Genomic DNA, 25902 nt, shown 5'->3' on the forward strand with positions numbered 1-25902 from the left:
GCCCGGCATCGGTTGGTCCGACTCCGCTTCGTCGTGGCCGGCGCCGTACCGGATAGAGAAAAGGGGCGCCGGCCGTATAGCCTCGCCGACGCCGCCATTCCGTGGCGGCGTGGCCGCTGAGCGCCACCCTTACCCCTACCGCCGTGGCGAGGCACAGTGCGTGATTCGAAGCTGACCGATCGCGGCGTGCTGCGGCCGGAGATCCAGGCTCTGCGGGCGCTTGCCGTGCTCCTGGTGTTGCTGTTTCATTTCTGGCCACACCGGATCCCGGGCGGTTACGTCGGTGTCGACCTCTTCTTCGTGATCAGTGGCTTCCTCATCACCGCGCACCTGGTACGGGAGGTGCAGAAGACAGGGTCGGTCCGCCTCGGCTCCTTCTGGGCCCGCCGCATCCGGCGCCTGCTGCCCGCCTCGCTGCTCGTGCTCGTCGCCACCGCGGCGGCCGTCTTCATCTGGGTGCCGCAGCTCTACTGGCCGCAGATCTTGCGTGAGATCGCGGCAGCGACCATCTACGTCGAGAACTGGCAGCTGGCGCACGACGCCGTGGACTACCTCGCCGCGGAGAACGTCCAGTCGCCGGTGCAGCACTACTGGTCGCTCTCGGTGGAGGAGCAGTTCTATCTGGTCTGGCCGCTGTTGATCGTGGTCGCGATCGTGGTCGCGGGCCGACTCCGGCGGACGGATCCGACCGGCGCGATCCGGGCCACGCTCGCCATCATCGTCGCGGCGTCCTTCGCCTACTCCGTCTACGCGACGCTCACGAACGGCGCCGCCGCCTACTTCGTCACCCCCACCCGGGCATGGGAGTTCGGGGCCGGAGCACTGCTCGCGACGCTGCCCGGGCTCGGCCGGTCCGCCGGCGACCGCACCCGGGCGGTGGTCTCCTGGCTGGGGCTGCTCCTGATCGGCGTGGCCGCGTTCGTGCTGCACGGCGGGACCCCCTTCCCGGGCTACGCGGCGGCGCTGCCGGTCGTCGGTGCGCTCTGCGCCATCTGGGCCGGCGCCCCCGGCCCTCGGTGGTCTCCGCTCGGACTGATGAAGCTGGCGCCGGTGCAGAAGTTCGGCGACTGGTCGTACTCCGTCTACCTCTGGCACTGGCCGCCGATCGCGATCTTCGCGCTGGCGACGGGCGACAAGATGACCTGGCCGGTGAAGCTCGTCGTCATCGCCGGCGTGGTGGTCCTGGCCGCGCTCACCAAGCGCCTCGTCGAGGATCCGGTGCGGTTCGGCGTGTTCGCCGGTCGGCGTCGGCTGTGGCCGCAGTACGCGGCCGCGGCGATGTCGATGGCGATGGTGATGTCCGTCGTCGTGGTCGGAAACCGACTGCTGGAGCAGAGCAGCCAGGCGAGCGATTCGCGCCTCGAACAGTTGTTGGCCGAGGGAGCGCCGTGCCTCGGGGCGGGTGCGATGATCGCCGCGAACGGCTGCACGCGGGGCACCCTGGGCCGGGAGGTGTTCCCCGAGGTCTCGATGCTCACCAAGGACACCGGCTCCGCGTACCGGTGCTACGACCAGAAGCCGGGTGCCGAGCTCAGTTCGTGCCGGATCGGCTCGCAGCGGCCCGACGCGACGAAGGTCGCGATCGTCGGGGACTCGCACGCGGCGATGCTCATCCCGGCCATCGAGGGTCACCTCGAGGCACGGAACTGGGTGCTCGACACCTATGTCGCCCGGGGCTGCATCTGGGCGAGGGTGGACACCGTCGACCAGGCTGACCCGTGCTACGCGCGACGGCAGGCGATGATGCAGCGGCTTGGCGCCGGCCCGAAGTACGACCTGGTCATCATCAGCGGGCGGCGTAGCGCGAGCGCCGACCGCCGCACGGCCGACGGCCAGACGCGCAGGTACGTCGAGGCGTGGCGGCCGGTGCTCGCGCGGGGGACCAGGATCGTCGTGGTGGCGGACAACCCGACGCTCGGCGAGGAGGATCTCGGCTGTCTCGTCGACGACGCGGCGAACGGCGGGGATCCGACCCGGTGCTCCGTCGAGCGTCGGACCGCGCTCGGCACCGGGGACGCCCTCGAGGACGCCGCGCGTCGGGCCGGCGACAAGGTGCAGGTGGTCGACCTGACCGACCTGTTCTGCACCACGACCGAGTGTCCTCTGGTGATCGGCAACGTCATCGTCTATCGCGACACGCACCACATCACCGCGACCTACGCCCGCACGCTCGGCACTCACCTCGTCGACCGCATCGCGGCAAGCACGGCGCGGTGACGGCAAGCCCGGTGCGGACGGGGAGCGGGCGCGGTGACCGGCGCGCCGAGGCTTCCCGGCGCTCCGGCCGCGTTCCGTCCCGAGGATGGCGCCGGCACGTGCGGGACGGCGCAGATTACCGCTTGAGCCTCGGCGCCGGTGCCATTGAACGTGCCGGAGTGGTCGACAGTTATGGCAGTTCTCCGCCTAATAGCGGCGATCGGTCCTCGCGGTCGCCGACGCCCGTCCTGTCGGTGCCCACCGAGATGCGGTCGAAAGTGGCGAAAATGCCGCCAGACGGCGGTGCTCGTCGCCGGGTTTCGGGGCGACAGAGGCGACCTCTGGTGGTCATGGTCCTCGCGTATAGTGCCCCGAGAGGTAGGGCGGAGAGGATCATGAAATGGACATAATGCCTCAGAAGCCGGCGGCGACCCAGACTGTGGGCGGTGGCCGTCGTCTGATGGGCAGGAGCCTGCCGCTCTCCGCCGACACCGCGCACAATTCCCCAGCCGACACCCCGATCACACGCTTTCTCTGGGCAGCCGCCCGGATAATGACCGTGCTCGCGCTGGTGATGGTTGGCGTGAAGCCATTCTTCGACGTCTTCGGTGCGAAGGTCGCGGCCGACACCGTGGATTCCGGCATGGTGGCGACGGTGATTGGCGCGGTTCTCATGGTGGGCGCCTTCGTCGCCGTGACCGTGGCGTCGAGAAGGTTCCTGACCAATCTGACGCCCGCGATCGTCTCGCTGGTTCTCCTCGGCCTGTTCTCCGTTATCGGCCTGATCGCCCTGCCGGCCCGGGAAGAGTTCTTCCAGGTCTTCACCACGGCCAACGTGCGGGAGATCTTCGGGCCGTACATCGCGCCGAAGAGCGGGATCATCACGCAGGCCGCCCAGCTCGCGGTCGGGTTCGCGCCGATCGTGTTGTTGGCGGTCATGTTCGTCAGGCCGGGCTGGTTCTCGCTCGACCGGCTGCGCTGGGTCCTGCTGCTCGTGGTCGCCGGCGCCGTCGTGCACTCCGTGATCGCCTGGCTGCAGGTCGTCGGCGTCGTGCCGTACACCTACTTCTTCAACCTGATGAGCGGCAAGGTCGGGCGTGCCTCGGGTGGCTATTTCCACCCGGCGTCACTCGGGCGGCTCCTGATCTTCGCGGTGTTCATTCTCTATGCCGCCGGTGACCGGCTGCGGATCAGCCCGCTGGCCCGCTATGCCGCCGTCGCGTTCCTGACCGCCACCGCGGTCGTGAGCACCCACCGGATAACCATCGTCTGCGTGGCTTTCGTGATCGTGGCGTTCGAGCTGCGCCGGCTTCCCGAACTGATCCGTCAGGTTTCCAACCTGCGATTCCGCACCGCCGTATGGGGCGCTGTCGCTCTCGTCGTGCTGGTGGTCCTCGCTGCGGTCCGTTGGGGCGCCTATCTTTTCGACCGCGCGGTCTTTCTCGCCACCCAGATCGGCTCGCTGAATCCGACGAACGACGAGTTCCTGCACGGCCGCGGGCAGATCTGGTTCAAGTTGGCGGAGGTGTGGGGGGACGCCCCGCTGGATATCTGGCTCATCGGGCTGGCCTACGAACCGTGGAACACGCACAGCGACCCGTTGCGGATCTTCGTGGTCTGGGGGCTGCTCGGGGTCATCCTGATGACGATTATCTTCATCAACCTCTGGCGGGTGACGAGGCGTGCCATCGCGGTCGAGGCGCGCTGGATGCTCTCGGTCCTCTACGCCGTGACAGTCATCTCGGCGCTGACGCAGAAGCCGACCTCCTATTCGTACTTCATGTGGATGTTCTTCCTCTCCCTGATGCTGATCATCGCGTTCTATCCCCGGGTGAACGCGCCGGTCGCACTGGCAACGGACACTAGTGGTGATCGCGAATGAGCGCCCCCCTCTTCATTTCGTGGAAGCGTTATCAGCGTCGGTCGGACGTACTCGCGCAGGCGTTGGGCGCCGAATTGGCATGGCGCCCGGCCAAGGCGACGCCGAAGGCGCTCCGCCCCTTCGACTACCTCGCCCACACCTGGAACGACCTCAAGCTGCTCCGGTCCCGGCGACCATCGTTCGTGGTGGCGCAGGCGCAGCCCCACCTGGCAGCCCTGGCGCCCTACCTCGGTCGGGTTCCCTACGTGGTCGACGCGCACAACGGGCAGTTCCAGTCGTGGTGGCGCCGGGTTCCGAGCACCGAAACGGTGCTGCGCGGGGCGAAGCTGGTCCTGACGCACACCCAGGAGGCCGACGTCATCGCCCGCGCGGCCTTCCCGGGCCTGCGCACACTCGTCGTGCACGACCCGCTCCGGGAGATCCCGCCGGCGGCACCGCGCGACTGGGTGTTCGTCGTGGCCACCGTCGCCCCGGATGAGCCGATGGACGTCCTCATCGACGCGATCGAGGCCCTGCCCGAGGTCAACTTCGTGACCACCGCACCACTGCACCGGCTGCCCCCGCCGCTTCGCGAGCGCGCCGAGCGGCTGCCCAACTTCACCACCCTGGGCTTCCTCGACCTCCCCGACTACGAGGCGGCGCTCGCCGCCGCGCGTGCGGTCGTCGTGTTGACCGACCGGGACGCCACGCAGCCCAGCGGCGCGTGCGAGGCGCTGAGCGCGGGCCGACCGCTGGTCCTGTCGCACACCCGCACCACCGAGGCCCTGTTCGGAAGCTTCGCTACACTCGTCGCCAACGAGCCCGAGGCCCTCGCCGCAGGCGTCCGCAAGGCGATCGGAGACGACCCTGCTGCAGCCGGGCGGATCGCGGCGGCCCGCGAGGCCTGGATGAGTCGCACGGAGGCCGAGCTGGAGATGTTGAGGTCGCACGTCTCGGCCGAAGCGACCAGATGATGGTGGAGCTGCGGACCGGTACGCCGACGTCCAGCCGGTCCGGCGGCGGCATGGCACGCCGGCTCCGTCAGCTGGGAATGCTCGGGATCAGCCAAGCCGGCGTCACCCTGATCGCGTTCCTCACCCAGGTGCTGCTCGCCCGTAGCCTGCCCAAGGCGGACTTCGGCGCCTTCATGTCAGTCATCTCGCTGGTGACGCTGGCCGGGCCGTTGGCCATCTTCGGGGTCGCCGAGTTCTGGCTGCAGCGGTTCGGACGCGAGGGACCGAGGGCGTTCCGCTGGGTGCGGCCGTCGATCGTGCTGGTGGTCGTCACGTCCGGCCTGCTGGTCCTGGCGCTCGTCGGGTGGGGTCTGCTCGACCGGGACGACTCCGTCACCGCCGGCCTACGCATCGGGCTCGCCCCGATCATCCTGTCGCTCGTCGCCATGGCGCTGTCCGGGTCGGCCCTCCAACTGCAGGGCGCCTACGGGCAGCTCGCGGCGCTGCAACTGGCGCCGCAGGTCGGCCGGCTCCTGGTGGCCCTCGTGACCGGCTTCTTCGGGCTGTCGGCGCTCATGGTGGCGCTGGGCTACGCCTTCGTGGCCGCCGTCACGGTGGTCATCAGCGTCCTGGTGATCGCACCGTTCTGGTACGCCCGGGCGACGTTGGAGGGCCACACGCAGGTGCTCGCTCGCCCGGCGCGCGCGCCGCGGATGAGCCACCTGGTCAGCGGAACCAGCCTGTTCCTGCTGGGCAGCCTCTTCTATCAACTGGGCATGCAACTGGGCATCGTCACCTCCGCCGAGTTTCTGAGCCCGGAGGCCGCTGCCGTGCTCGCCGTGCCGATGACGCTGCTGACCGCGATCTACCTCCTGCCCCGCATCGTCTATCAGCAGTACTTCCTGGCGAAGCTGCACCGGTGGTCCCGCTCCAACCGCAGCGCGGTCCTCATCGCCTACCGTGCCGGCACGGTCGGGATGATCGGTCTCGGGCTGCTGGTCGGCCTCGTCGTCGCCGTCGCAGGCCGCTACGCCATTCCCTTGATCTTCGGCGCCGAGTACCGCCCGTCCGTCCCGGTGATGGCGATTCTCGCGCTTGCGATCCCCCTGCGCTTCGGCTCCGCCAGTGTCGAATCGCTGCTGATGAGCGGCGGCCTGGTGCGGCAGAAGGTGCTCCTCCAGGGGCTGGGATCGCTCGTCTACCTGGCCGCGCTGGCCACCGCGATCCCGATGTTCGGCGTGGCCGGGGCCGCCTGGGCGACGGTGCTGTCCGAGGCGATACTTCTGGTCCTGTTCTGGTCCCGGGTGAAGCGGAATGTCGTGGCGGGCGCCCAACTGCCGTCCTGGGCCGAGATCCGCCGGACGGTCACCGGAGGTTGAGCCCGCGTGGGCACAGGGGTGGAGCGAGCCCCACCCCTGTGCCGGTTCGGCCGCTGGTCAGGCCAGCGGACCGATCTCGCGTTCGATGGCGGCGCGCAGGTCGGGGCCGGCGAGCACGTCGCGGGCGGCGGCCATCACCGGGGCGAGGAAGGTGTCCGGCCCCGGCTCACCGGCGATGCCGCCGAGGGCGGCGACCGCGGCCTGTCCGGCCGGCGACGGGACCAGTGGCGCGCGCAGCTGCAGGCCGCGCACCCCGGCCAGCAGCTCGACGGCGAGCACGCTGGCCAGGTTGTCCAGCACCGTACGCAGCTTCTTGGTCGCCGCCCAGCCCATCGAGACGTGGTCCTCCTGCATCCCGCTGGTGGGCAGCGAGTCCACCGAGGCGGGCGCGGCCAGCCGGCGGTTCTCCGCGACGATCCCGGCCGCGGTGTACTGGGCGATCATCAGCCCGGAGTTGACGCCGGCGTCGGGGGAGAGGAACGCCGGTAGGTCCCGGCTGCGGGTGACGTCCAGCAGCCGGTCGACCCGCCGTTCGGCGATCGCCCCCACTTCGGCGGCGGCGATGGCCAGGAAGTCGGCGGCGAAGCCGAGCGGCGCGCCGTGGAAGTTCCCGGTCGACTCGACCCGGCCGTCCGGCAGCACCACCGGGTTGTCCACCACCGAGACCAGCTCGCGGGCCGCCACCGTACGGGCGAACTCCAGGGTGTCCCGGGCCGCACCGGCCACCTGCGGCGCGCAGCGCATCGAGTACGCGTCCTGCACCGCGTGCGCCAGGTCGTCCCGGTGCGAGTCCATCACCCGGGAGTCCTGCAGCAGCCGGTGGATGTTCGCCGCCGAAGCCGCCTGGCCCGGGTGCGGCCGGATGGCGTGCAGCTCGGGCAGGAACGGCCGCTCGGAGCCGAGCATCGCCTCGATCGCCAGCGCGGCGGTCACGTCGGCCATGGCGAACAGGTGGGCGGCGTCGTTCAGGGCGAGCAGCAGCATGCCCAGCATGCCGTCGGTGCCGTTGATCAGCGCCAGGCCCTCCTTGGCGGCCAGCTCGATCGGCTTCAACCCGGCCCCGCGCAGCGCGTCGGCCGCGTCGATCCGCTCACCCGCCGGGCCGAGCACCCAGCCCTCGCCGAGCAGCACCAGCGCGCAGTGCGCCAGCGGCGCCAGGTCGCCGGAGGCGCCGAGCGAGCCGTGCTCCGGCACCCACGGGGTGATCTCGTGGTTGAGCAAATCGACCAGGGCCTCGGCGACCAGCGGTCGGACGCCGGACCGGCCGAGCGCGAGCGAGCGCACCCGCAGCAGCATCATCGCCCGGACCACCTCGCGCGGCATCGGCGCGCCCACCCCGGCGGCGTGCGAGCGGATCAGCGCGTGCTGGAGTTCGGCCCGCCGCTCCGGCGCGACGAAGGTGTTGGCCAGCGCCCCGAAACCGGTGGAGACGCCGTAGACGGGGCGGCCGGCGGCTTCGATGCCGTCCACGATCGCCCGGCTGGTCGCCATCGCGTCCGTCGCGGCCGGGTCGATCACGACCTTGGCGGAGCCGCGGGCCACGGCGAGCACGTCGGCGGGGGAGACCCCGGTGGGCTGAATGGTCACGATCGACATTGCGGTACTCCGTTTTGCAGGACCTGGCGGATCAGTGGAACCCCGGGCCGGTAGGCCAGGTGCAGGTGGGACGGGGCGTCGAGGACGATCAGGTCGGCCCGGGCGCCGGGGCGCAGCACCCCGACGTCGTCGCGGCGCAGCGCCCGGGCGCCGCCCGCGGTGGCGGCCCAGACGGCCTCCGCCGGGGTCATCCGCATCTCGCGGACGGCGAGGGCGATACAGAACGGCATCGACGAGGTGTACGACGAGCCGGGGTTGCAGTCGGTGGCCAGCGCCACGGTGACGCCGGCGTCGAGCAGGCGACGCGCGTCGGGGTAGGGCGAGCGGGTGGAGAACTCGGCGCCCGGCAGCAGGGTGGCCACGGTCGACGTGTGCCGCCCGTCGGCGCACATGCAGCCGATCGTCGTCGAGGCGAGCGCGTCGACGTCGGCGTCGCTGAGGTGGGTGCAGTGGTCCACGCTCGCCGCGCCGAGCTCCACGCCGAGCTGAACGCCCGGGCCGGGGCCGAGCTGGTTGGCGTGCACCCGGACGCCGAGCCCGACGGCCTGCCCGCAGGCGAGGATGGCCCGGGCGTGGTCGACGTCGAAGGCGCCCCGCTCGCAGAAGACGTCGATCCAGCGCGCGTGCGGGGCGGCGGCGGCCAGCATCGGCCCGCACACCATGCCGACGTAGTCGTCGGGGCGGTCGGCGTACTCGGCCGGGACGACGTGCGCGCCGAGGAACGTGGTGTCCTCGCTGAACTCGGCGGCGATCCGCAGCGAGCGGGCCTCGTCGGCGACGGTGAGGCCGTAGCCGCTCTTGATCTCGATGGTGGTGGTGCCCTGCCGCAGCGCCTCCTCGCGCAACCGCCGTACGGTGGCCCGCAGCTCGTCGTCGGCGGCCGCGCGGGTGGCGCCGACCGTGGTCCGGATGCCGCCGCCGGTGTACGGCTGCCCGGCCATCCGGGCGGCGAACTCGGCGGCCCGGTCGCCGGCGAAGACCAGGTGGGCGTGGCTGTCCACGAACCCGGGCAGCACCGCCGCGCCGTCGGCGTCGATCCGCCGGTCGGCGGCCGGGGCGTCCCGGGCCGGCCCGATCCAGGCCACCTGCCCGTCCTCGACCAGCAGGGCGGCGTCCCGGCGGATGCCCAACGGGCCGCCCGCCCCGTCGGTGTTGGTGACCAGCTCGCCGATGTTGTCGACCAGCAGGCTGCCGGTGTTCCGGCCCGCCGGGCGTACCGGGTCGCCCGGCCGCGCCGGCCGCTCCGGGAAGAGGTCCGTGGTCACGACGTCACCGCCGCGATGGCCGCCCGCAGTTCGGTCGGTACGTCGACGGCCACGTGTCGAGCCTCGGCCACCACCGTCCGCCCGTCGACCACGACGTGCGTGACATCGGCGGCGGTGGCCGCGAAGAACACCCCGACCGGCGGCACCCCGGCGGTCCGGGCACTGTCCGGCCGTACCGTGACCAGGTCGGCCCGGTCACCGACCGCGAGCCGGCCGGCGTCGGTCCACCCGAGCGCGGCGTGCCCGGCGGCGGACGCCGCGCGCAGCAGGTCGAAGCCGGTGAAGTGGCCGCGCCGGCGGGTGCGCAGCCGCTCGTCCAGCTCCACCGCCCGGGCCTCCTCGAAGAGGTCGATCACCGCGTGGCTGTCGCTGCCCAGGCTGAGCGGGATGCCGACGTCGGCCATCCGCCGCGCCGGGCCGATCCCGTCCGCCAGGTCCCGCTCGGTGGTGGGGCAGAGGCAGACACCGGTACGGCTCTCGCCGAGCAGCGTCAGGTCGCCGCTGGTCGGGTGGGTGGCGTGCACGGCGGTGGTGGCCGGGCCGAGCACCTCGCGGTCGGCCAGCAGCCGGGTGGGCGTGCAGCCGTGCACCGCCCGGCAGGCGTCGTTCTCCGCGGGCTGCTCGGAGAGGTGCACGTGCAGCGGCGTGTCGCGCTCGCGGGCCCAGCGCGCCACCGTGCTCAGCTGCTCGGCGGGGACGGCGCGCACCGAGTGCACCGCCGCGCCGACCCGGACGTGCCCACCGGCCGGGGAGAACGCGGCCACCCGTTCGGCCCACCGCGCGGCGTCGGAGTCACCGAAGCGCAGCTGCGGCCCGACCAGCGGCTGCCCGTCCACCGAGGCGGTTAGGTAGCAGGCGTCGAGCAGGGTGAGCCGGATGCCGGCCTGGGCGGCCGCCTCGACCAGCGCGGCGCTCATCGCGTTCGGGTCGTCGTAGCGCGTCCCGCCGGGCCCGTGGTGCAGGTAGTGGAACTCGCCCACACAGGTCACCCCGGCCAGCGCCATCTCGGCGTAGGCGGCCCGGGCCAGGGCCAGGTAGGAGTCCGGGTCGAGGCGGTCGGCCACCGCGTACATCTGGTCACGCCAGGTCCAGAAGTCACCCCGGCCGCCGTGGGTACGCCCGCGCAGCGCCCGGTGGAAGGCGTGCGAGTGCGCGTTGGCCAGCCCGGGCAGGGTCAGCCCGGGCAGCCGTACCGCGTCGGTCAGCACGTCGACCCCGGCGGTCGGTGAGTCGCCGCCGGTCAGCGGCGTCACCGCGGTGAACCGGCCGTCCGTCGCCTCGATCAGCACGTCGGCCGTCGGCTCGTCGTGGTCGGGCAGCCAGGCGTACTCGGCCAGCCAGCGGGTCGCGGTCATTCCGCGGGCCCCCTCTCGAAACAGCGCGAACGCGGCGATCCGCCGTCGCCCGCCGGTGCCCGGCGGGCCGCGGCGACGGCCGTCAACATGCCAGCTCCGCCAGCACCCGGGCCAGCGCGGTCACCCCGGCGGCGCAGTCATCGTCGCTCGCCGACTCGGCCGGGGAGTGCGACACACCGGTCGGATTGCGGACGAAGAGCATGGCGGTCGGCAGGTACGCGGCGAGGACGCCGGCGTCGTGTCCGGCTCCGGTCGGCAGCACCGGCGCGTCGAGCAGCCGGGCCAGCCGGTCGGCCAGCCCGCCGTCGAAGGCCACCAGCGGGGTGGCGGACTCCTCGGTCACCGTCATCTCGGTGCCGTCGCGCCGGGCCCGCTCGACCGCCTTGCCGTGGACCGCCTCGACCAGGCCGGCCAGCGTCTCCGGCTCGGCCGCGCGGGCGTCCAGCCAGCCGGTCACCTTCGACGGGATCGCGTTGGTGGCGTTCGGCTCCACCGACACCCGGCCCACAGTGGCGTGCGCGCCGCGCAGCCGGGCCTCCTTGTTCGCCGCCAGCACGGTGAACGCGTACGTCAGCATCGGGTCGCGGCGGTCGGCCATCCGGGTGGTGCCGGCGTGGTTGCCCTCGCCGGTGAAGTCGAAGCGCCAACGCCCGTGCGGCCAGATGGCGCTGGCCACCGCCACCGGCGCGGTGGTGTCGGCCAGCGCGCGGCCCTGCTCGACGTGCAGCTCCACGAAGGAGGAGAACCGGCCGAGCAGCTCCGGTCGGGCGCCCGCCGGCGGGTGGCCCAACGCGTCGGCGAAGCTGACCCCGTCGGCGTCCCGCAGCGCCGCCGCCCGCTGCGCCGGCAGCGCGCCGGTGAGCAGCCGGGAACCCAGGCACGGTACGCCGAACCGGGCCCCCTCCTCCTCGACGAACGCGCCGACGACCACCGGCCGGGCCGGGGTGACGCCCGCGGCGCGCAGCTCGTCCAGGGCGAGGAACGCGCTGACGATGCCGAGCGGACCGTCGTACGCGCCGCCGTGCGGCACCGAGTCGAAGTGGCTGCCGGTCAGCACCGCGTTCCCGGCGTCCGCCTCGCCCCACCAGGCGAGGAGGTTGCCGTTGCCGTCCTCGGTGACCGGCAGTCCGCGCCGGTCGGCCTGCTCCCGGTACCAGGCCCGCAGTCGCAGCTCCGGCTCGGTCAGCGCGTAGCGCAGGTAGCCGCCGCTGCCGGCGTCCCGCCCGATCGGCGCGATCTCGTCCCAGAGCGCCCGGAACCGGGCGGCGAGGTCGCTCACGCGGTGCTCCTCTTGTTCGCGGCTGCGGGGCTCCGCTGCGCTGCACTCCGCGCGCTCACGCGTTTCCCTCGGCCATCGGCACCCGTACGCCGGTCCGCTCGGCCACCTCGCGGGCGCTGTCGTAGCCGGCGTCCACGTGCCGGATCACGCCCATCGCCGGGTCGTTGGTCAGCACCCGCTCGATCTTCTGACCGGCGAGCGCGCTGCCGTCGGCGACGCAGACCTGGCCGGCGTGGATCGACCGGCCCATGCCCACCCCGCCACCGTGGTGGATCGAGACCCAGGACGCCCCGCTGGCCGTGTTCACCAGCGCGTTGAGCAACGGCCAGTCGGCGATCGCGTCGGAGCCGTCGGCCATCGCCTCGGTCTCCCGGTAGGGGCTGGCCACGCTGCCGGTGTCCAGGTGGTCCCGGCCGATCACCACCGGGGCGGAGAGCTCGCCAGAGGCGACCATCTCGTTGAACCGCACGCCGGCCTTGTCCCGCTCGCCGTAGCCGAGCCAGCAGATCCGGGCCGGCAGGCCCTGGAACGCGACCCGCTCACCGGCCAGCCGGATCCACCGGGCGAGGGACTCGTTCTCCGGGAACAGCTCCAGGATCGCCCGGTCGGTGGCCGCGATGTCGGCCGGGTCGCCGGAGAGCGCCGCCCACCGGAACGGGCCCTTGCCCTCGCAGAACAGCGGCCGGATGTAGGCCGGCACGAAGCCGGGGAAGTCGAAGGCCCGCTCGTACCCGCCGAGCTGCGCCTCGCCCCGGATCGAGTTGCCGTAGTCGAAGACCTCCGCGCCGGCGTCGAGGAAGCCGACCATCGCCGCCACGTGCCGGGCCATCGATGCCCGGGCCCGGTCGGTGAACTCGGCCGGCTTCGCCGCCGCGTAGTCCCGGGCGTCGGCCAGTTCCACGCCCACCGGCAGGTACGACAGCGGGTCGTGCGCGCTGGTCTGGTCGGTGACGATGTCGATCTCGACGCCCTGGACCAGCAGCTCGGGGAAGACGACGGCGGCGTTGCCCACCACGCCGACGCTCAGTGCCCGGCGTTCCCGTTTCGCGGCGAGGACGCGCCGCACCGCGTCGTCCAGGCTGTCCGCGATCTCGTCGAGGTAGCGGTCGTGCACCCGCCGTTCCAGCCGGCTGCGGTCCACGTCCACGATCAGGCAGGCGCCGCCGTTCATGGTGACCGCGAGCGGCTGCGCCCCGCCCATCCCGCCGCAGCCGGCGGTGAGCGTCAGCGTCCCGGCCAGGGTGCCGCTGAACCTCTTGGCCGCGACCGCGGCGAAGGTCTCGTAGGTGCCCTGGAGGATGCCCTGGGTGCCGATGTAGATCCAGGAGCCGGCGGTCATCTGCCCGTACATGGTCAGGCCGAGCTGCTCCAACCGGCGGAACTCCGGCCAGGTGGCCCAGTCGCCGACCAGGTTGGAGTTGGCCAGCAGCACCCGCGGCGCCCACTCGTGGGTACGCATGACCCCGACCGGCCGGCCGGACTGCACCAGCATCGTCTCGTCGTCGCGCAGGTCGGTGAGGGTGCGTACCAGCGCGTGGTAGGACGGCCAGTCCCGCGCCGCCTTGCCGGTGCCGCCGTAGACCACCAGGTCCTCGGGGCGCTCGGCGACCTCCGGGTCCAGGTTGTTCATCAGCATCCGCAGCGCGGCCTCCTGCGGCCAGCCGCGGGCGGTGCGCTCGACGCCGCGGGCGGCGCGGACCGGGTGGGACATGTCAGTTCTCCTCTCAGCCGAGGAACAGCTGTCGGCGGGCGGCGGACGCCTCGAACGCTTCCAGCCGGCGCTGGGTGTCGGCGGGGGCGGCGTCGCAGATCGCCTGGAGCAGCACCATGGCCAGGGTCATCGGGGCGGTGTGCAGGTCGAAGACGAGTTGGGCGCCGACCGCGGCGGGCAGCACCACGTCGGCGTGTTCGGTGGCCGGGCTGACCGGCGAGTCGGTGATCGCCACCACGGTCAACCCGGCGGCGCGCGCGTCGCGCAGCGCGTCCAGGGTCTCCCGGGGATAGCGGGGCAGCACGAAGGCCAGTACCGCCGAGGCGCCGGCCTCGGCCGCCTGCTCCAGGCGGTCGGTGAGCAGGCTGCCGCCGTCGTCGAGTACTCGGACGTCGGGGTGCACCTTGGCGGCGAAGTAGGCGAAGTACGCGGCCAGCGGCGCGGCGGCGCGCAGGCCGAGCACCGGCAGCGGGCGGCTGGCGGCGAGCTGCCGGCCCGTCTCGGCGATCCGGTCCCGGTCGGCGAGCTGGTCGGTCAGCCGGTCCAGGTTGCCGATCTCGGCGCGGACCGCCTGCTGGAGTTCGTTGCCGGCGTCGGTCGGACCACCGAGCGCGCCGGCGGTCAGCTCGCGGAGCCGGCGGCGCAGCGCGGGGTAGCCGTCGTGGCCGAGCGCGACCGCGAATCGGGTGACCGAGGGCTGGCTGACCCCGGCCAGCTCAGCCACCTCGGCGGCGGAGAGGTACGCCGCGGTCGGCGCGTGCTGCACCAGGCAGTGCGCGATCCGCCGCTGGGTGGGGGTGAGCCGCACCCCGTGGAACAGATCGAGCACCCGCTCGGTGGGCGCGGCGACAGCTCCTTCATTCACGCCGTGACTCTATGCATGAAAACTTTCAGAGAGCAACCCCCGCCATGCCGGCGCATCCTCTCGGTGGCTGTCGGTCGGCCGACCGGCGGACGGACTCGTGAGCGTCCCCTCTGTAGGATCCGCACGGCGGTCGAGCAGAGGAGTGCGCATGCAGTCGGTTGGCCCGTACCGGTTCACCCACTTGTTGGGCACCTGCCCTGTGGGCAAGGCCTGGGCTGCGATCGACGGGCAGGGCCGGTTCGTGACGGTGGCGGTGCTGGACGCCGCGGCCGCGAACACACCGGGCTGGCGGGAAAGCTTCGCCGGCACCGCCGACGCCATGTCCCAGACGCCGGGCGGGCAGGCCTTCGCGTACGCCGACTTCTCCGCGGCGGAGCCGTGGGTGGCCTATCCGGCGGAGGTCGGCCCGGGCGCCGAGAAGCTGTTCCGCGCGTTGGGGCAGGAGTACCAGTTGGTGCCGACGGACGATCAAGGAGGCACGGAGCCGGTCTCCGGGGTGCCACAGCAGGTTTCCGGGCCGCCGCAGTCGATTTCCGGGGTGCCGCAGCAGGCCTCCGCACCACCGCAGTCGGTGTCCGGCGCTCCACATCAGGTCTCCGCGCCACCGCAGCCCGTCTCCGGCGCCCCACAGCCGACGTCCGGTGGATCGTTCGCACCCTGGGCCCTGCACGCCGGCCCGCTGCCCACCGTGCAGCCCGCGCCGACCCCGCAGCCCGCTGTCGACGCGCCCCACTCACCCGCGCCGGTGTCCGCCGCTCCTTCGGATCCGCCGTCCTACGACCCGTTCAACGCCCCCGTCCGGCGGATCAAGCCTTCGGAGCCGCCCCGGCGGCGTACCGGGCTCTGGGTGGGGGTGGCCGCGCTCGTGCTGGTGGCGGCCGTGGGCAGCGGCGTCGGCGTCTGGGCCATCGCCGGCAACGACCAGACCGACCCCGACCCCCTGCCGACGATCGCCGCCACGGCGACCTCCACCGCCGAACCGGTCGAGCCGGGGCTGAAGCCGTGGGCGCAGGCCGCCCTCTACAGCCCGGAGGAGCACGCCCTCGCGGTGGCCGCGCCGTCGCTGGTCTTCGTCGAGGCGGTCTTCACCGGTTACGTCCGCGACGCCGCCACGAATGCCCTGGTACGCCCCACCCCCGTCAGCTTCATCCGTCGATGCAGTGGCTTCCTGGTGAGTTCGAGCGGCCACGCCGTCACCAGCGGCTCCTGCGTCGCGCCGGACGAGGATCACGCCCGGTGGATCGCCGTCGACGCGCTCGCCCGGTTGCTCGTGCAGGAGAAGAAGCTTCCCAGCGGGGAGGTCGCCAACTACATCCGGACCAACCTGCCCAAGGTGCGGTTCACCGGCGCCGAACCGGGCACCAAGCCGGTCAGTGAGGTGTACGGGCAGCTCAACAACGCCAAGGGCAACGTGTCGAAGGAGCCGGCCATCGCGGCCGAGGTCGTCCGGAGCTTGCCCGCGGAGAGTGGCAGCACCGCACTGATCAAGCTTGCCCAGGACAACCTGCCGGCGGTGGAACTCAACCGGTCGGCGAGCTTCGACCAGGACGCCTCGCTGTTCATCCTCGGCTTCCGGACCACCGACACCGTCTTCCGCAACGCTGTCTACCGTCCCCAGTCGAAGAAGGTGACGGTCACCGGCACGAGCCGGCTCGGCTCGGTCTCGATGTACCGGATCAGCGGGGACCTCGGAACCGTGTCGCACGGTGGTATCGCCCTTGATCCCAACGGCCAGGTAGCGGGCGTGATCGATCAGGACCAGGCGCTACCGGACAAGGCGAACCGGGCGGTCGTGCCGGCGTCGACGATCGGCGCGCTTCTCGACGAGGCCGGGGTCGGCAACACGCTCGGCGAGACCGACAAGATCTACCGCAGCGGGCTGGACGCGTACTTCGGCGGCGACCTGTCGGTCGCTGTCACGCAGTTGGAGAAGGCCGCCAACGCGGCACCCGCCAACCTGCTCGCGCAGGCCTACCGGCAGAACGCCGCCGAGCGCGAGCGGTTGGACAGCGCGCAGGGGGACGGGTCGGGCCTGGTCGTTCCCCTGCTGGTCGGATCCGGCGTGCTGCTCGTCGGGCTCGTCATCCTCGCCGTGCTACTCGTCCGTCGGCGGTCGACGACCGGCTGATCGCCGGGTGGGGCGCAGTGGCCGGCCGCCGGCTCGTGATCGGACGATTACACCGGATCGGACACATGGGAATGTAAGCGTAGACATGCCCCGGTTGTTCGCCTCCGCCCGTCATTCGCACACCACGAACAACCCGTGCCGCCGTCAAGATCGTATTTTTGGTCAATGTGGATTCCACCGGACGGTGCCAGTTCGGCCGGCTGCTTCGGCGGTATGCCCGACCGGCGCCGCAACAGGGCCCTGACCAGCGAATCCCTGGCTGTATCAACGATTTCCGGCCCGCATCGTGGTGACTGTTGGGTGATGGTGCGGGGGTGTAGCGATGGCTATACTCCCTGTTGTTGCGCGATGGATCTTCATTGTCGTCGATCAAGGGAACGTTCCTACGAACGCGTCGCTGAAAATGTCGCTGCAAATGGTGGCTTTCATGGGGGTGGCGAAGGTATGGACGTGTTGGATCGCGGAGCCGTGTCGATTGGTGGAGCCGTCCTGCCGGGCGGCGCAGGTAGCCCAGCCGGGCTGCGAAACGGCCTCCGTCCGTGACGAGCCACCCCGCCTACTCGACGCCTTCGCTGCGTGACTCCGCCGGCAGCACGCTCCCGTCCGATCAGGAGCCCCAGCTGTCAAAGCTCGACGAACCCACGGTGCTGATGATGCCGGCCGTCGACGCGTCGACCGTGTCGCTGGTGCGGGCGGCCGAACGGGTCACCCCGGCGATCTCGGTCTGCATCGCCGTCCGGGACCGGCCACAGCTGCTGGTGAAGTCCATCCAGAGCGTGCTGGCCAACAGCTTCAGCGACTTCGAGATCGTCGTGGTGGACGACGGATCGGCCGTACCCGCTCGGGACGGGCTGGCCGAGGCGGGCCTGCTGGCAGACCGACGGATTCTCGTCGTCCGGCAGGAGCCGACGGGCATCAGCGCCGCGCGCAACGCGGCCCTGCGGGTGGCCCGGGGCAGGACCGTCACCGTGCTCGACTCGGACGACGAACTGGCCCCCGACGGTCTGGCCCGGATCCACGACTTCCTGTCTCGCACCGGCGCGCGCTGGGTCTACACCGACTACGAGGAGTTCGTCGGCGATTCGGCAAGGGTGATCAGGCTCCCGTCCTACCCCGACTCGCGTCGGATGCTCTGGTCCGTGCTGACCCGGCCACGGCTGCCCTTCAAGCACTCCGGCATGTCCATCGACCGCCAGTTGCTGCTTCAACTCGGCGGATACGACGAGCAGATGTCGATCAAAGTGGATGTCGAGCTGGTGTTGCGTGCCCTGAGCACCGGCGTGCACCTGCAACGACTCGACCAGCCGGTTGTGCGGTTCCACCGGCACAGCGGCAACATCAGCCGACGGCGCCTTGCCGGCGTTGCTGCTTGGCGCAAGATGATCAAGAAATACAGTCGCCCGCGCATTCCGGGCCTCGCCCTGTGTATCGTGGCGGTGCGCGCGGCGAGTGAGGTCGGCAAGTGGTTGGTCACCGCCGTCGGGCGGTGATCCGTCGGCTGGCGGGCCGGGCGGCGGAGCGACTCACCGGGTAGGACTGTCCAACCGCGACCGTCGGGCTCGTTCGTGCTGGCCTCGCTGCTTGGGGATCGTGATGACTGGAGTTGTCCCCGCCGGATCCGCCGTCCGTGCGGCCGATCCCGCCAGGGACGTCGGTCGGCAGGCGGCAAGGACGGCGGACGACGCGGCGGATCCCGCAGGTGCCGCCCTTCGGCGGCGTCGACGGCGACAGCGCGGCCTGATCCGGTTGGCCGCGCTGACCGTGGTGGCCACCGTCGCGGTCGGCGGGGTGCTCGTCGCCCAGTCACAACGGGGCGAGACGCAGACGTTGCCGTCCGCTTCCCCCTCGCCGTCGCCGTCCTGGTCCGGTCTGCGCGGCCTCGCGCCGCCGAACATGCGGATCGGCTCCGCCGTTGACGGGCGACGGCTCGCCGCCGACCAGCAATATCGCGAGACGCTCGCCGCCAACTTCAACGCGGTGACGGCCGAGAACGTGATGAAGTGGGCGAGCCTCGAGCCCCGACGGGGAGAGTACGACTGGACCGCGGCCGACCGGCTCGTGGAGTTCGCCCACGCGCACGGTCAGGCCGTCTACGGCCACACCCTGGTCTGGCACGCCAGCGTTCCGTCCTGGGTGACCGACGACTGGTCAGCCGAGCGTCTTCGGGCGCTGATGCGGGAGCACATCGTCACCGTCGTCACCCGCTACCGGGGCAAGGTCTGGGCCTGGGACGTGGTGAACGAGGCGCTGAACGAGGACGGGACCCTGCGGGACAACATCTTCCTGCGCAAACTCGGGCCCGGCTACATCGCCGACGCGTTCCGCTGGGCGTACGAGGCCGACCCGGACGCGCGGCTCTTCATCAACGACTACGGGGCGGAGGGCCGGTCCAAGAAGGCGGACGCCCTGCTGGGCCTGGTCCGCGAGCTTCGGGCGCGTGGCGTGCCGGTGCACGGTGTCGGCTTCCAGAGCCACCTGCGTGCCGATCAGGCACCTACCGGCATTGCCGGGAACCTTCAGCGTTTCGCGGATTTGGGCGTGTCGGTCGCCATCACCGAACTCGACGTCCGGGTCAAGCTGCCGGCGACGCCGGAGAAGCTGGTTTCGCAGGCGCTGCTCTACCAGCACATGCTCACGACCTGTCTGGCCGTGTCGACCTGCGAGTCGTTCACGCTCTGGGGGTTCTCGGACGGCAGCAGCTGGATCGGCGCACACTTCCCGGGCTACGGAGCCGCCTGCGTCTACGACCGGGAATTCAGGCCGAAACCGGCCCACGACGCGCTGATGCAGGAGCTGCGGTCACGCCATCGACAGTCGACGAACTGATCAGACCAGGCCAGGTACGGCCGAACCGCCACTAGGCAGGGCACCGCGCCAGCGCATAGGGTGCTCGTCGCGATCTCCCGTCGGGGGCGATGTGGGAAAGGAAGGTCGTGTCCGCGCACACTCAGTTCCTCCAGGCTGTCGCGCCGCAGGCGACGCCGAGGTTCGACCCCGATTTCGGGGTCATCACACCGCCATCCAACGGCATGCCCCGATCGGCGTTTGCCCGTCCGGTGGCCCCGCGAGCGGTCTGGCGCCGACGCTACGTGGCCTGGCTGGTCCTGCTCGACGCCCTCGCCGCGCTGGCGGCCAGCCGGACGGTCGTGGTCGCGCTCGACGAGGCCGACGCCGGCTTCTGGGACCAGCAGGTCCTCGGCGGCATCAGCTCGTTCTCGCTGGTGGCCAACGTCGGTGTGCCGTTGGGCTGGCTGGTGATGCTCGCCGCTCTCGGCGCGTACGACCGGCAGGCGCTCGGGCGCGGCACCGAGGAACTCAAGCGGGTGGTCCGGGCCAACGTGGCGATGGCCGCCGCCGTGTCGTTCCTGGCCCTCGGCTTCAAGAAGGACCTGTCCCGGGCGACGGTCGCCGCGATCATCCTCTGCTTGCTGCTCTACGCCCTGGTGGCCCGGTTCGCGGCCCGGGTGGTGCTGCGCCGCATCCGGCGTAGTGGGCGGGCGTCGCAGAAGGTGCTGCTGGTGGGCCGGCTCTCCGACGCGCTCGCGCTGCACGAGGTGGTGACCCGCAACCCGGGCGCCGGGTTCCGCCCGATCGGCATCCACCTACCGAACCATCCGCGGCCGGGGGAGCGGGTGACAGCCCCGGTGCCGGTCTACGTCGGCTGGGACCTGGTGCCGCTGGTGCAGCAGCTCGGCGCGGACACCATCGCCGTCTGCGGTCCGGCCAGCCTAGAGTCGTACGAGCTGCGCAAGCTGGCCTGGCAGATGGAGGGCACGGGGCTGAACCTGGTGGTGGTGCCGCAGGTCACCGACGTCACCGGCCCCCGCATCCACGTCCGCCCGATCGAGGGGCTGCCGCTGCTCAACGTCGAGGAGCCGACCATCTCCGGCCTCTCGCTGCTGACCAAGAGCGTGCTCGACCGGGCCGCCGCGCTGCTCGGAATGGTGCTGCTCAGCCCGGTGCTGCTCGCGATCGCGATCGCCATCAAGGTCAGCGACCCGGGTCCGGTGATGTTCCGGCAGACCCGGATCGGTTACCAGGGCCGCGCGTTCAAGGTGTGGAAGTTCCGGACCATGTACACCGACGCCGAGCAGCGGCTGGAGGCGTTGCGGGAGCAGAACGAGAGCGACGGCCTGCTCTTCAAGATCAAGGACGACCCGCGGGTCACCCCGATCGGCCGGCACCTGCGGGCGCTCTCGCTGGACGAGCTGCCCCAGCTGATCAACGTGGTGTTCGGGCAGATGTCGCTGGTCGGCCCGCGCCCGCTGCCCACCGAGGACGACGACTACCGGGGCGACGTGCGGCGCCGGCTGCTGGTGCGCCCCGGCATCACCGGGCTCTGGCAGATCTCCGGCCGCTCCGACCTGACCTGGGACGACGCGGTCCGCCTGGATCTGCACTACGTGGACAACTGGTCGCTTGTCTACGACCTGGGCATCCTCTGGCGCACGGCCAGCGTGGTGCTGGCGCGCCGCGGCGCGTACTGATCGAGCGCCGATCGAGCGAAGCGAAACGGGCGGTGGCCTCGCGGCCGCCGCCCGTTTCGCGTGTCGGTGTCCGGGCCGCCCGTCGGGCGACCCGGTTGGCTACTTCTTCCCCTGCGCGATGATGTCCGGCACCGCGTCCCGCCGCACCGCCTCGTAGAACGACGGAACCCGCTTCGTGTCGGCGAAGACCACGCTCTCCGAACCGACCGTGCCGGTGCCCTTGGTGGGGCTGGTGAGGAACGTCAGGTTGCTGCCGCGCACCCCGCGCATCTGGTTCGCCATGTCGAGCAGGGACATGCTCTTGTCGACCGAGACCGAGTTCGAGGTGGCCTGCAGGAACGAGTTCAGCTTGCCGGGGTTCGTCAGCAGGCCACCGGAGGACGCCTTGTCCAGGATCGCCTTGATGACCTGCTGCTGGTGCCGGATCCGGGCGAAGTCGCCGTCGGCGAACTGCTTGCGCTGGCGCGAGTAGTCGAGCGCCGCCTCGCCGTCCATCCGCTGTACCCCCTGCTTGAAGGCGCGGAACGGCGGGTGGATCGAGGTGAAGTTCTTCTCCACGTTGACGTCGATCCCGCCGAGGGCGTCGATGATCTCCTTGAAGCCGGCGAAGTCGATGATCGCGACGTGGTCGATCCGGACGTCGGTGAACTTCTCCACGGTCTGCACCATCAGCGGCACGCCGCCCCAGGCGTAGGCGGCGTTGACCTTCGCGTCCCGGCCGCCGTGGTTGCCGTCCTTGGACTTCGGCACCGGCACCCAGGTGTCGCGGGGGATCGAGATCAGCTGCGCGCTCGACCGGTCCTTGGGCAGGTGGGCCAGGATGATGGTGTCGGTCCGGGAACCCTCCGTCCGCTCTGGATCGCGGGTGTCGCTGCCCAGGATCATGATGTTCATCGCGCCCTTGACGACCGGCTGCGGGCGGGCCTCCTCGGGCACGTCCTCGAAGGCGTCGACCCGCTCGATGCCCGACTCCACCGAACGCAGGTAGAGCCCACCGGCGACCGCGCCACCGGCGCCGAGCAGCACCACCACCAGCAGGCTGATCAGGACTATTCGCCGCCACCGCCGACGCCGGGGTGGCTGCGCCCCGGTCGGCTCCTGCTCCGGTCCACCGGTCAACCCGTTCGTCTCGTCCGAGCCGGGGTCCGCGGTCTGCTCTCGACGTGGCATGGGCGCGATGCTACTGATTCAGATTCCGGCTCGCGTACCCTCGTCCGGCCAGGACCGCGCACCGGTCGGCCGCCGTCGTCGCGCATATCGAACATGAGCATTTTCAGCCATCGGCCAGCTTCACCTGGTATGAACCAACCCGTGGATGCAACGAAGCTCCGGCGGGCGATCGCCCGTACCCCCCTCGCCCCCGTTGCCGCCTTCCCCAAGCGGCTGGCCCGGGTCGCCCGCCACGACGCCAAGGTGCTGCGCACCTCGGCCCGCTGGCTGGTCACTTCCCGGGAGCACCACAACTACACGTACGAGCTGACCAAGCTCAGCCGCCACCACCTGGCCTGGTTCGTCAGCGTCGTCTGCGACCTGCCGGTGAAGCAGGTCCGCGGCTACCTCGCCGAGATCGAGTCCGACGACGTGCTGCGCCGGCACATCGAACAGGCCACCGCCGGCGCCGCCCGCCGTGGCCTCGCCGACAGGCAGGTCCGCTACGCCCGCCGGATCGGTTGGTACGCCATCGTCCGGGCCACCCGCCCGTCGCATGTGGTGGAGACCGGAGTCGACAAGGGACTCGGCAGCTGCGTGCTCGCCTCGGCCCTGCTGCGCAACGCCGAGGAGGGGCATCCCGGGCGGCTCACCTCGCTGGACATCAACCCCGAGGCCGGCTACCTGGCCCGCGCCACGCCCTGGTCGTCGGTGGTCGACCTGGTGATCGGCGACTCCATCGCCTCGATCGCGGCGCTCGACCGGCCGGTCGACCTCTTCCTGCACGACAGCGACCACAGCCGGGCACACGAGAAGCGCGAGTTCGAGGCGGTGGAGCCGAAGCTCGCCCCGGGCGCGATGCTGCTCACCGACAACGTCACGGCCACCAACGTCCTCGCCGAGCACGCCGAGCGGACCGGCCGGCGGTTCCTCGCCTACCGTGAGACCCCGGCCAACCACTGGTATCCCGGGGACGGCATCGGCGTGGCATGGTAGCCGCGTGCGGCTGAACGCGATTTCCACGTACCCGGTCAAGGGTTGCCACCGGCTCGACCACGACGGCGCGCTCGTGCAGCCGTGGGGGCTCGCCGGCGACCGGCGCTGGATGGTGGTTGACGCCGACGGCGTCGGCGTCACCCAACGGGAGACCACCCGGCTGGTCGGGCTGCACGCGACGCCCCGCGACGGCGGTCTGCTGCTGCGCGCCGACGGACAACCCGACCTCGACGTGCCCGAGCCGGCCGACGGCGACCCGGTCCTGACGCGCACGTTCCGCAGCCGCAAGCGTCCCGTCCCGGCGCTGCCCGCCGGTCCGGCGGCGGACGACTGGTTGAGCGCGCTGCTCGGCCGGCCGGTCCGGCTGGTCTGGCTGGCGCACCCCGCTCGGCACCTCGCCGCCGACGCGCGCGCGCACGACACCGGCGACCAGGTCAGCTTCGCCGACGCCTACCCGCTGCTGCTGGCCAACGCCGCGTCGCTGACCGCGCTCAACGACTGGCTCGTCGAGGCCGGCGAGGAACCGGTGCCGATGAGCCGGTTCCGCCCCAACCTGGTCGTCGAGGGCGCGCCGGCCTGGGCCGAGGACGGTTGGGAGGGCGGGTCGCTGCGGATCGGCGGCGTCCAGTTCCGGGCCGCCGGGTCATGCGACCGCTGCGTGGTGACCACCACCGACCAGGAGACCGGGGTACGGAGCCGGGAGCCGCTGCGCACGCTGGCCCGGTACCGCAACGTCCGGCAGAAGCTCCTCTTCGGACTGCACCTCGTGCCGGTGCGGACCGGCCAGCTGGCGGTGGGCGATCCGGTGACCGTCGACGGCTGACCTGGTCGGCCTTGTGTCCCGCGACCTGCGGATCGATGATGGTCTCAACATCGAGCCGGAGGTGGCGACATGACCGTGCTGCATCAGCCTCGGGTGGCCTGGGACACCGCCCGGGTGTTCGTCGGTTCGGTCCACGACGATGACCTGTTCAACGTGCTCAGCTCGGAGATCGGCGAACTGTTCGGCCCGGCCTGGCAGGCGCTGCTCGGCCAGACGCGCGAGCGGCTGCGCTGGGCGACCGACCAGCAGCCCGGCCTGGTCGAGGCCGGGCTGTGGCGGGTCCGTTTGGAGGAGAAGCTCCGCGGCCGTCCCGAGCTGGCGGAGCCGCTGCGCTCGCTGACCACGGTCGCCGCCGGTCGGCTGCGGCAGCGCGCCACCGGGTCGACGCTCTCTTGAGCTGACCACCCAGCGCTTACGGCCGCGACGCCGGCCCGGGTCCGGCCGCGGCTACGGCCGGTTGCCCGGCTTCGGTCAGGGCCGGTCGGCGGCGGCCGTGGCGGGCACGAGGTCGAGCCACATGAGGACCTCGTCGCGGTCGTCGCCGGGGCCGACCCGCAGCGCGCCGGGCAGCCGGCCGACCTCCCGGTAGCCGAGCCGCTGGTAGAAGTTCTCCAGCCCTAGCCCGCCCCGCAGGGTGACGTGCAGCGCCGTCAGACCCAGCTCCCGGCCCAGGCGCTCGGCCTCGCGCATCAGCGCGAGCCCGTACCCCTTGCCCTGGGTGTCCGGGTGGACCATCACCCGCTTGAGCACGCACCAGTGCGCCTTGAGGTTGAACCGGTTGTCGGTGAGGATCAGCGCGGCGACGAGCTGATCGCCCGCGTAGCCGAGCAGCAACCGGTCCGGCCCGTCGGAGATCGCGGCGAACGCCGGGCCCGCGAGGGTACGGACGTCGTCGGTGGTGACCGGTGGCACGAAGCCGACCGCCCCGCCGGCGTTGGAGACGTCCGTCCACAGCGCGACGATCCGTTCGCGCAGCTCGGGAGTCAGGGCGGGGTCGAGGACGAAACGCAAACTCACGCCCGCCATCCTGTTACGGCGGTAGCCGTGCTGACCCGCGATAGTGACCCTCGTGACAGGGCGCTGTGGTGCGGGAGGGGGGATTCGAACCCCCACGTCCTTTCGGACAATAGGACCTAAACCTACCGCGGCTGCCATTACGCCACTCCCGCCGACCCGCTGAGTCTAGAGCGTCGGCCCGCGGCGGTCGCGGGGCCGGCGTCCCGTGTCAGGGGCGTACCGGTGTCGGGCCGGGCGCCGAGATGTGCCCGCCCGGTGCGGTGGGGTCAGTCGAGGCCCAGGTCGCGGCGGAGCTTGGCGACGTGCCCGGTGGCCTTGACGTTGTAGAGCGCCCGTTCGACCTTTCCGTCCGGGTCGATGACGAAGGTCGAGCGGATCACCCCGGTCACCGTCTTGCCGTAAAGCTGCTTCTCGCCGTAGGCGCCGTAGGCGGTGAGCACGGCCTTGTCCGGGTCCGAGACGAGCGGGAAGGTGATGGCGTCCCGCTCGCGGAACTTGGCCAGCTTCTCGGGCTTGTCCGGCGAGATGCCGACCACCTCGTAGCCGGCGGCCTGGAGTGAGGCGAGCGAGTCGCGGAAGTCGCAGGCCTGCTTGGTGCAGCCGGGGGTCATCGCCGCTGGGTAGGCGTAGAGGATGACCGTGCGGCCGCGCAGGTCGGCCAGGGAGAGCGTGGCGCCGGTGTCGGTCGGGAGGCTGAACTCGGGTGCCGGGTCACCGGGGGAGAGGCGGTCGGGAGCGGTCATGGCCCCGACCCTACCGCCGCTGGGGGTCGACGGGCCGGCCCCGGCACGCGGTGGGCCCGTGATCAACGCCATCGCTTAATGCCAACTCTTTGCAAGAGA

Annotated in this window: 20 protein-coding genes and 1 tRNA gene; 11 read left to right on the forward strand and 10 right to left on the reverse strand. The window is 71.7% G+C overall.

The window, feature by feature from the left end; translation table 11 throughout:
- Positions 1 to 156 precede the first annotated feature (156 nt).
- The 4 genes from ACIBBA_RS08125 (at position 157) to ACIBBA_RS08140 (ending at position 6389) form a co-directional block, all read left to right on the forward strand.
- Entirely contained in the window at positions 157 to 2217 is a 2061-nt protein-coding gene (locus ACIBBA_RS08125; protein ID WP_396694942.1) for an acyltransferase family protein, read from the forward strand.
- A 388-nt stretch (positions 2218 to 2605) separates the two neighbouring features.
- The gene (locus tag ACIBBA_RS08130; RefSeq protein WP_396694945.1) at positions 2606 to 4078 is read left to right on the forward strand and encodes a hypothetical protein; all 1473 of its coding nucleotides are present in this window, start codon (positions 2606 to 2608) and stop codon (positions 4076 to 4078) included.
- Positions 4075 to 5031: a glycosyltransferase gene (locus tag ACIBBA_RS08135; RefSeq protein ID WP_396694947.1), complete on the forward strand. Its 957-nt coding sequence runs from the start codon at positions 4075 to 4077 to the stop codon at positions 5029 to 5031. Before ACIBBA_RS08130 ends, ACIBBA_RS08135 begins: the two co-directional genes overlap by 4 nt.
- The gene (locus tag ACIBBA_RS08140) at positions 5031 to 6389 is read left to right on the forward strand and encodes a polysaccharide biosynthesis C-terminal domain-containing protein (protein WP_396694949.1); all 1359 of its coding nucleotides are present in this window, start codon (positions 5031 to 5033) and stop codon (positions 6387 to 6389) included. Before ACIBBA_RS08135 ends, ACIBBA_RS08140 begins: the two co-directional genes overlap by 1 nt.
- 57 nt (positions 6390 to 6446) lie before the next feature.
- Here ACIBBA_RS08140 and hutH read toward each other — a convergent pair whose 3' ends face one another.
- The 6 genes from hutH to ACIBBA_RS08170 all read right to left on the reverse strand — a co-directional run bounded on the left by hutH (position 6447) and on the right by ACIBBA_RS08170 (position 14460).
- Positions 6447 to 7985: a histidine ammonia-lyase gene (hutH, locus tag ACIBBA_RS08145; RefSeq protein ID WP_396694951.1), complete on the reverse strand. Its 1539-nt coding sequence runs from the start codon at positions 7983 to 7985 to the stop codon at positions 6447 to 6449.
- Entirely contained in the window at positions 7973 to 9172 is a 1200-nt protein-coding gene (gene hutI / locus ACIBBA_RS08150) for an imidazolonepropionase (RefSeq protein ID WP_396695198.1), read from the reverse strand. Before hutI ends, hutH begins: the two co-directional genes overlap by 13 nt.
- Positions 9173 to 9246: 74 nt before the next feature.
- Positions 9247 to 10605, reverse strand: a complete 1359-nt coding sequence (locus tag ACIBBA_RS08155; RefSeq protein WP_396694953.1) for a formimidoylglutamate deiminase — start codon at positions 10603 to 10605, stop codon at positions 9247 to 9249.
- A gap of 82 nt (positions 10606 to 10687) precedes the next feature.
- Complete coding sequence (locus tag ACIBBA_RS08160; RefSeq protein ID WP_396694955.1) at positions 10688 to 11884, reverse strand: allantoate amidohydrolase; 1197 nt, start codon at positions 11882 to 11884, stop codon at positions 10688 to 10690.
- A gap of 55 nt (positions 11885 to 11939) precedes the next feature.
- Positions 11940 to 13595, reverse strand: a complete 1656-nt coding sequence (gene hutU / locus ACIBBA_RS08165; RefSeq protein ID WP_396694958.1) for a urocanate hydratase — start codon at positions 13593 to 13595, stop codon at positions 11940 to 11942.
- Positions 13596 to 13608: 13 nt separating this feature from the next.
- Positions 13609 to 14460: a MurR/RpiR family transcriptional regulator gene (locus tag ACIBBA_RS08170; protein WP_396694960.1), complete on the reverse strand. Its 852-nt coding sequence runs from the start codon at positions 14458 to 14460 to the stop codon at positions 13609 to 13611.
- Between the two features lie 148 nt (positions 14461 to 14608).
- Between ACIBBA_RS08170 and ACIBBA_RS08175 the strand changes: the two genes are divergently transcribed.
- The 4 genes from ACIBBA_RS08175 (at position 14609) to ACIBBA_RS08190 (ending at position 21075) form a co-directional block, all read left to right on the forward strand.
- Entirely contained in the window at positions 14609 to 16588 is a 1980-nt protein-coding gene (locus tag ACIBBA_RS08175; RefSeq protein ID WP_396694962.1) for a hypothetical protein, read from the forward strand.
- A gap of 539 nt (positions 16589 to 17127) precedes the next feature.
- A complete protein-coding gene (locus ACIBBA_RS08180; RefSeq protein ID WP_396694964.1) occupies positions 17128 to 18078 on the forward strand; it encodes a glycosyltransferase family 2 protein in 951 nt (316 codons plus the stop codon).
- A 256-nt stretch (positions 18079 to 18334) separates the two neighbouring features.
- Entirely contained in the window at positions 18335 to 19414 is a 1080-nt protein-coding gene (locus tag ACIBBA_RS08185; RefSeq protein ID WP_396694966.1) for an endo-1,4-beta-xylanase, read from the forward strand.
- Positions 19415 to 19617: 203 nt separating this feature from the next.
- The gene (locus tag ACIBBA_RS08190) at positions 19618 to 21075 is read left to right on the forward strand and encodes a sugar transferase (RefSeq protein WP_396695200.1); all 1458 of its coding nucleotides are present in this window, start codon (positions 19618 to 19620) and stop codon (positions 21073 to 21075) included.
- Between the two features lie 99 nt (positions 21076 to 21174).
- Here the strand turns inward: ACIBBA_RS08190 and ACIBBA_RS08195 are convergent, their stop codons facing one another.
- Entirely contained in the window at positions 21175 to 22245 is a 1071-nt protein-coding gene (locus ACIBBA_RS08195) for an LCP family protein (RefSeq protein WP_396694968.1), read from the reverse strand.
- A gap of 141 nt (positions 22246 to 22386) precedes the next feature.
- Between ACIBBA_RS08195 and ACIBBA_RS08200 the strand changes: the two genes are divergently transcribed.
- The 3 genes from ACIBBA_RS08200 to ACIBBA_RS08210 all read left to right on the forward strand — a co-directional run bounded on the left by ACIBBA_RS08200 (position 22387) and on the right by ACIBBA_RS08210 (position 24439).
- Positions 22387 to 23220 (forward strand): class I SAM-dependent methyltransferase, encoded by an 834-nt coding sequence (locus ACIBBA_RS08200; protein WP_396694970.1) that lies wholly within the window; start codon positions 22387 to 22389, stop codon positions 23218 to 23220.
- Positions 23221 to 23224: 4 nt separating this feature from the next.
- Positions 23225 to 24043 carry an MOSC domain-containing protein gene (locus ACIBBA_RS08205; RefSeq protein WP_396694972.1) on the forward strand — a complete coding sequence of 273 codons (819 nt, stop codon included), beginning with the start codon at positions 23225 to 23227 and terminating at the stop codon, positions 24041 to 24043.
- A gap of 69 nt (positions 24044 to 24112) precedes the next feature.
- Positions 24113 to 24439, forward strand: a complete 327-nt coding sequence (locus ACIBBA_RS08210; RefSeq protein ID WP_396694974.1) for a hypothetical protein — start codon at positions 24113 to 24115, stop codon at positions 24437 to 24439.
- Between the two features lie 75 nt (positions 24440 to 24514).
- Here the strand turns inward: ACIBBA_RS08210 and ACIBBA_RS08215 are convergent, their stop codons facing one another.
- From ACIBBA_RS08215 to bcp, 3 genes are all read right to left on the reverse strand, one after another.
- A complete protein-coding gene (locus ACIBBA_RS08215; RefSeq protein WP_350869305.1) occupies positions 24515 to 25060 on the reverse strand; it encodes a GNAT family N-acetyltransferase in 546 nt (181 codons plus the stop codon).
- 66 nt (positions 25061 to 25126) lie between these two features.
- A tRNA-Leu gene (locus tag ACIBBA_RS08220) sits at positions 25127 to 25212 on the reverse strand.
- 114 nt (positions 25213 to 25326) lie between these two features.
- A complete protein-coding gene (bcp, locus tag ACIBBA_RS08225) occupies positions 25327 to 25803 on the reverse strand; it encodes a thioredoxin-dependent thiol peroxidase (RefSeq protein WP_396694976.1) in 477 nt (158 codons plus the stop codon).
- Positions 25804 to 25902 lie beyond the last annotated feature (99 nt).

Source organism: Micromonospora sp. NPDC051006 (assembly GCF_044456245.1).
Classification (GTDB): domain Bacteria; phylum Actinomycetota; class Actinomycetes; order Mycobacteriales; family Micromonosporaceae; genus Micromonospora.

What these genes read in the sequence shown, in the direction of transcription:
- ACIBBA_RS08130 (WP_396694945.1), top strand. Translation starts at nt 2,606, where the DNA reads ATGCCTCAGAAGCCGGCGGCGACCCAGACTGTGGGCGGTGGCCGTCGT.
- ACIBBA_RS08135 (WP_396694947.1), top strand. Translation starts at nt 4,075, where the DNA reads ATGAGCGCCCCCCTCTTCATTTCGTGGAAGCGTTATCAGCGTCGGTCG.
- ACIBBA_RS08140 (WP_396694949.1), top strand. Translation starts at nt 5,031, where the DNA reads ATGGTGGAGCTGCGGACCGGTACGCCGACGTCCAGCCGGTCCGGCGGC.
- hutH (WP_396694951.1), bottom strand. Translation starts at nt 7,985, where the DNA reads ATGTCGATCGTGACCATTCAGCCCACCGGGGTCTCCCCCGCCGACGTG.
- ACIBBA_RS08155 (WP_396694953.1), bottom strand. Translation starts at nt 10,605, where the DNA reads ATGACCGCGACCCGCTGGCTGGCCGAGTACGCCTGGCTGCCCGACCAC.
- hutU (WP_396694958.1), bottom strand. Translation starts at nt 13,595, where the DNA reads ATGTCCCACCCGGTCCGCGCCGCCCGCGGCGTCGAGCGCACCGCCCGC.
- ACIBBA_RS08175 (WP_396694962.1), top strand. Translation starts at nt 14,609, where the DNA reads ATGCAGTCGGTTGGCCCGTACCGGTTCACCCACTTGTTGGGCACCTGC.
- ACIBBA_RS08190 (WP_396695200.1), top strand. Translation starts at nt 19,618, where the DNA reads ATGCCCCGATCGGCGTTTGCCCGTCCGGTGGCCCCGCGAGCGGTCTGG.
- ACIBBA_RS08195 (WP_396694968.1), bottom strand. Translation starts at nt 22,245, where the DNA reads ATGCCACGTCGAGAGCAGACCGCGGACCCCGGCTCGGACGAGACGAAC.
- ACIBBA_RS08210 (WP_396694974.1), top strand. Translation starts at nt 24,113, where the DNA reads ATGACCGTGCTGCATCAGCCTCGGGTGGCCTGGGACACCGCCCGGGTG.
- bcp (WP_396694976.1), bottom strand. Translation starts at nt 25,803, where the DNA reads ATGACCGCTCCCGACCGCCTCTCCCCCGGTGACCCGGCACCCGAGTTC.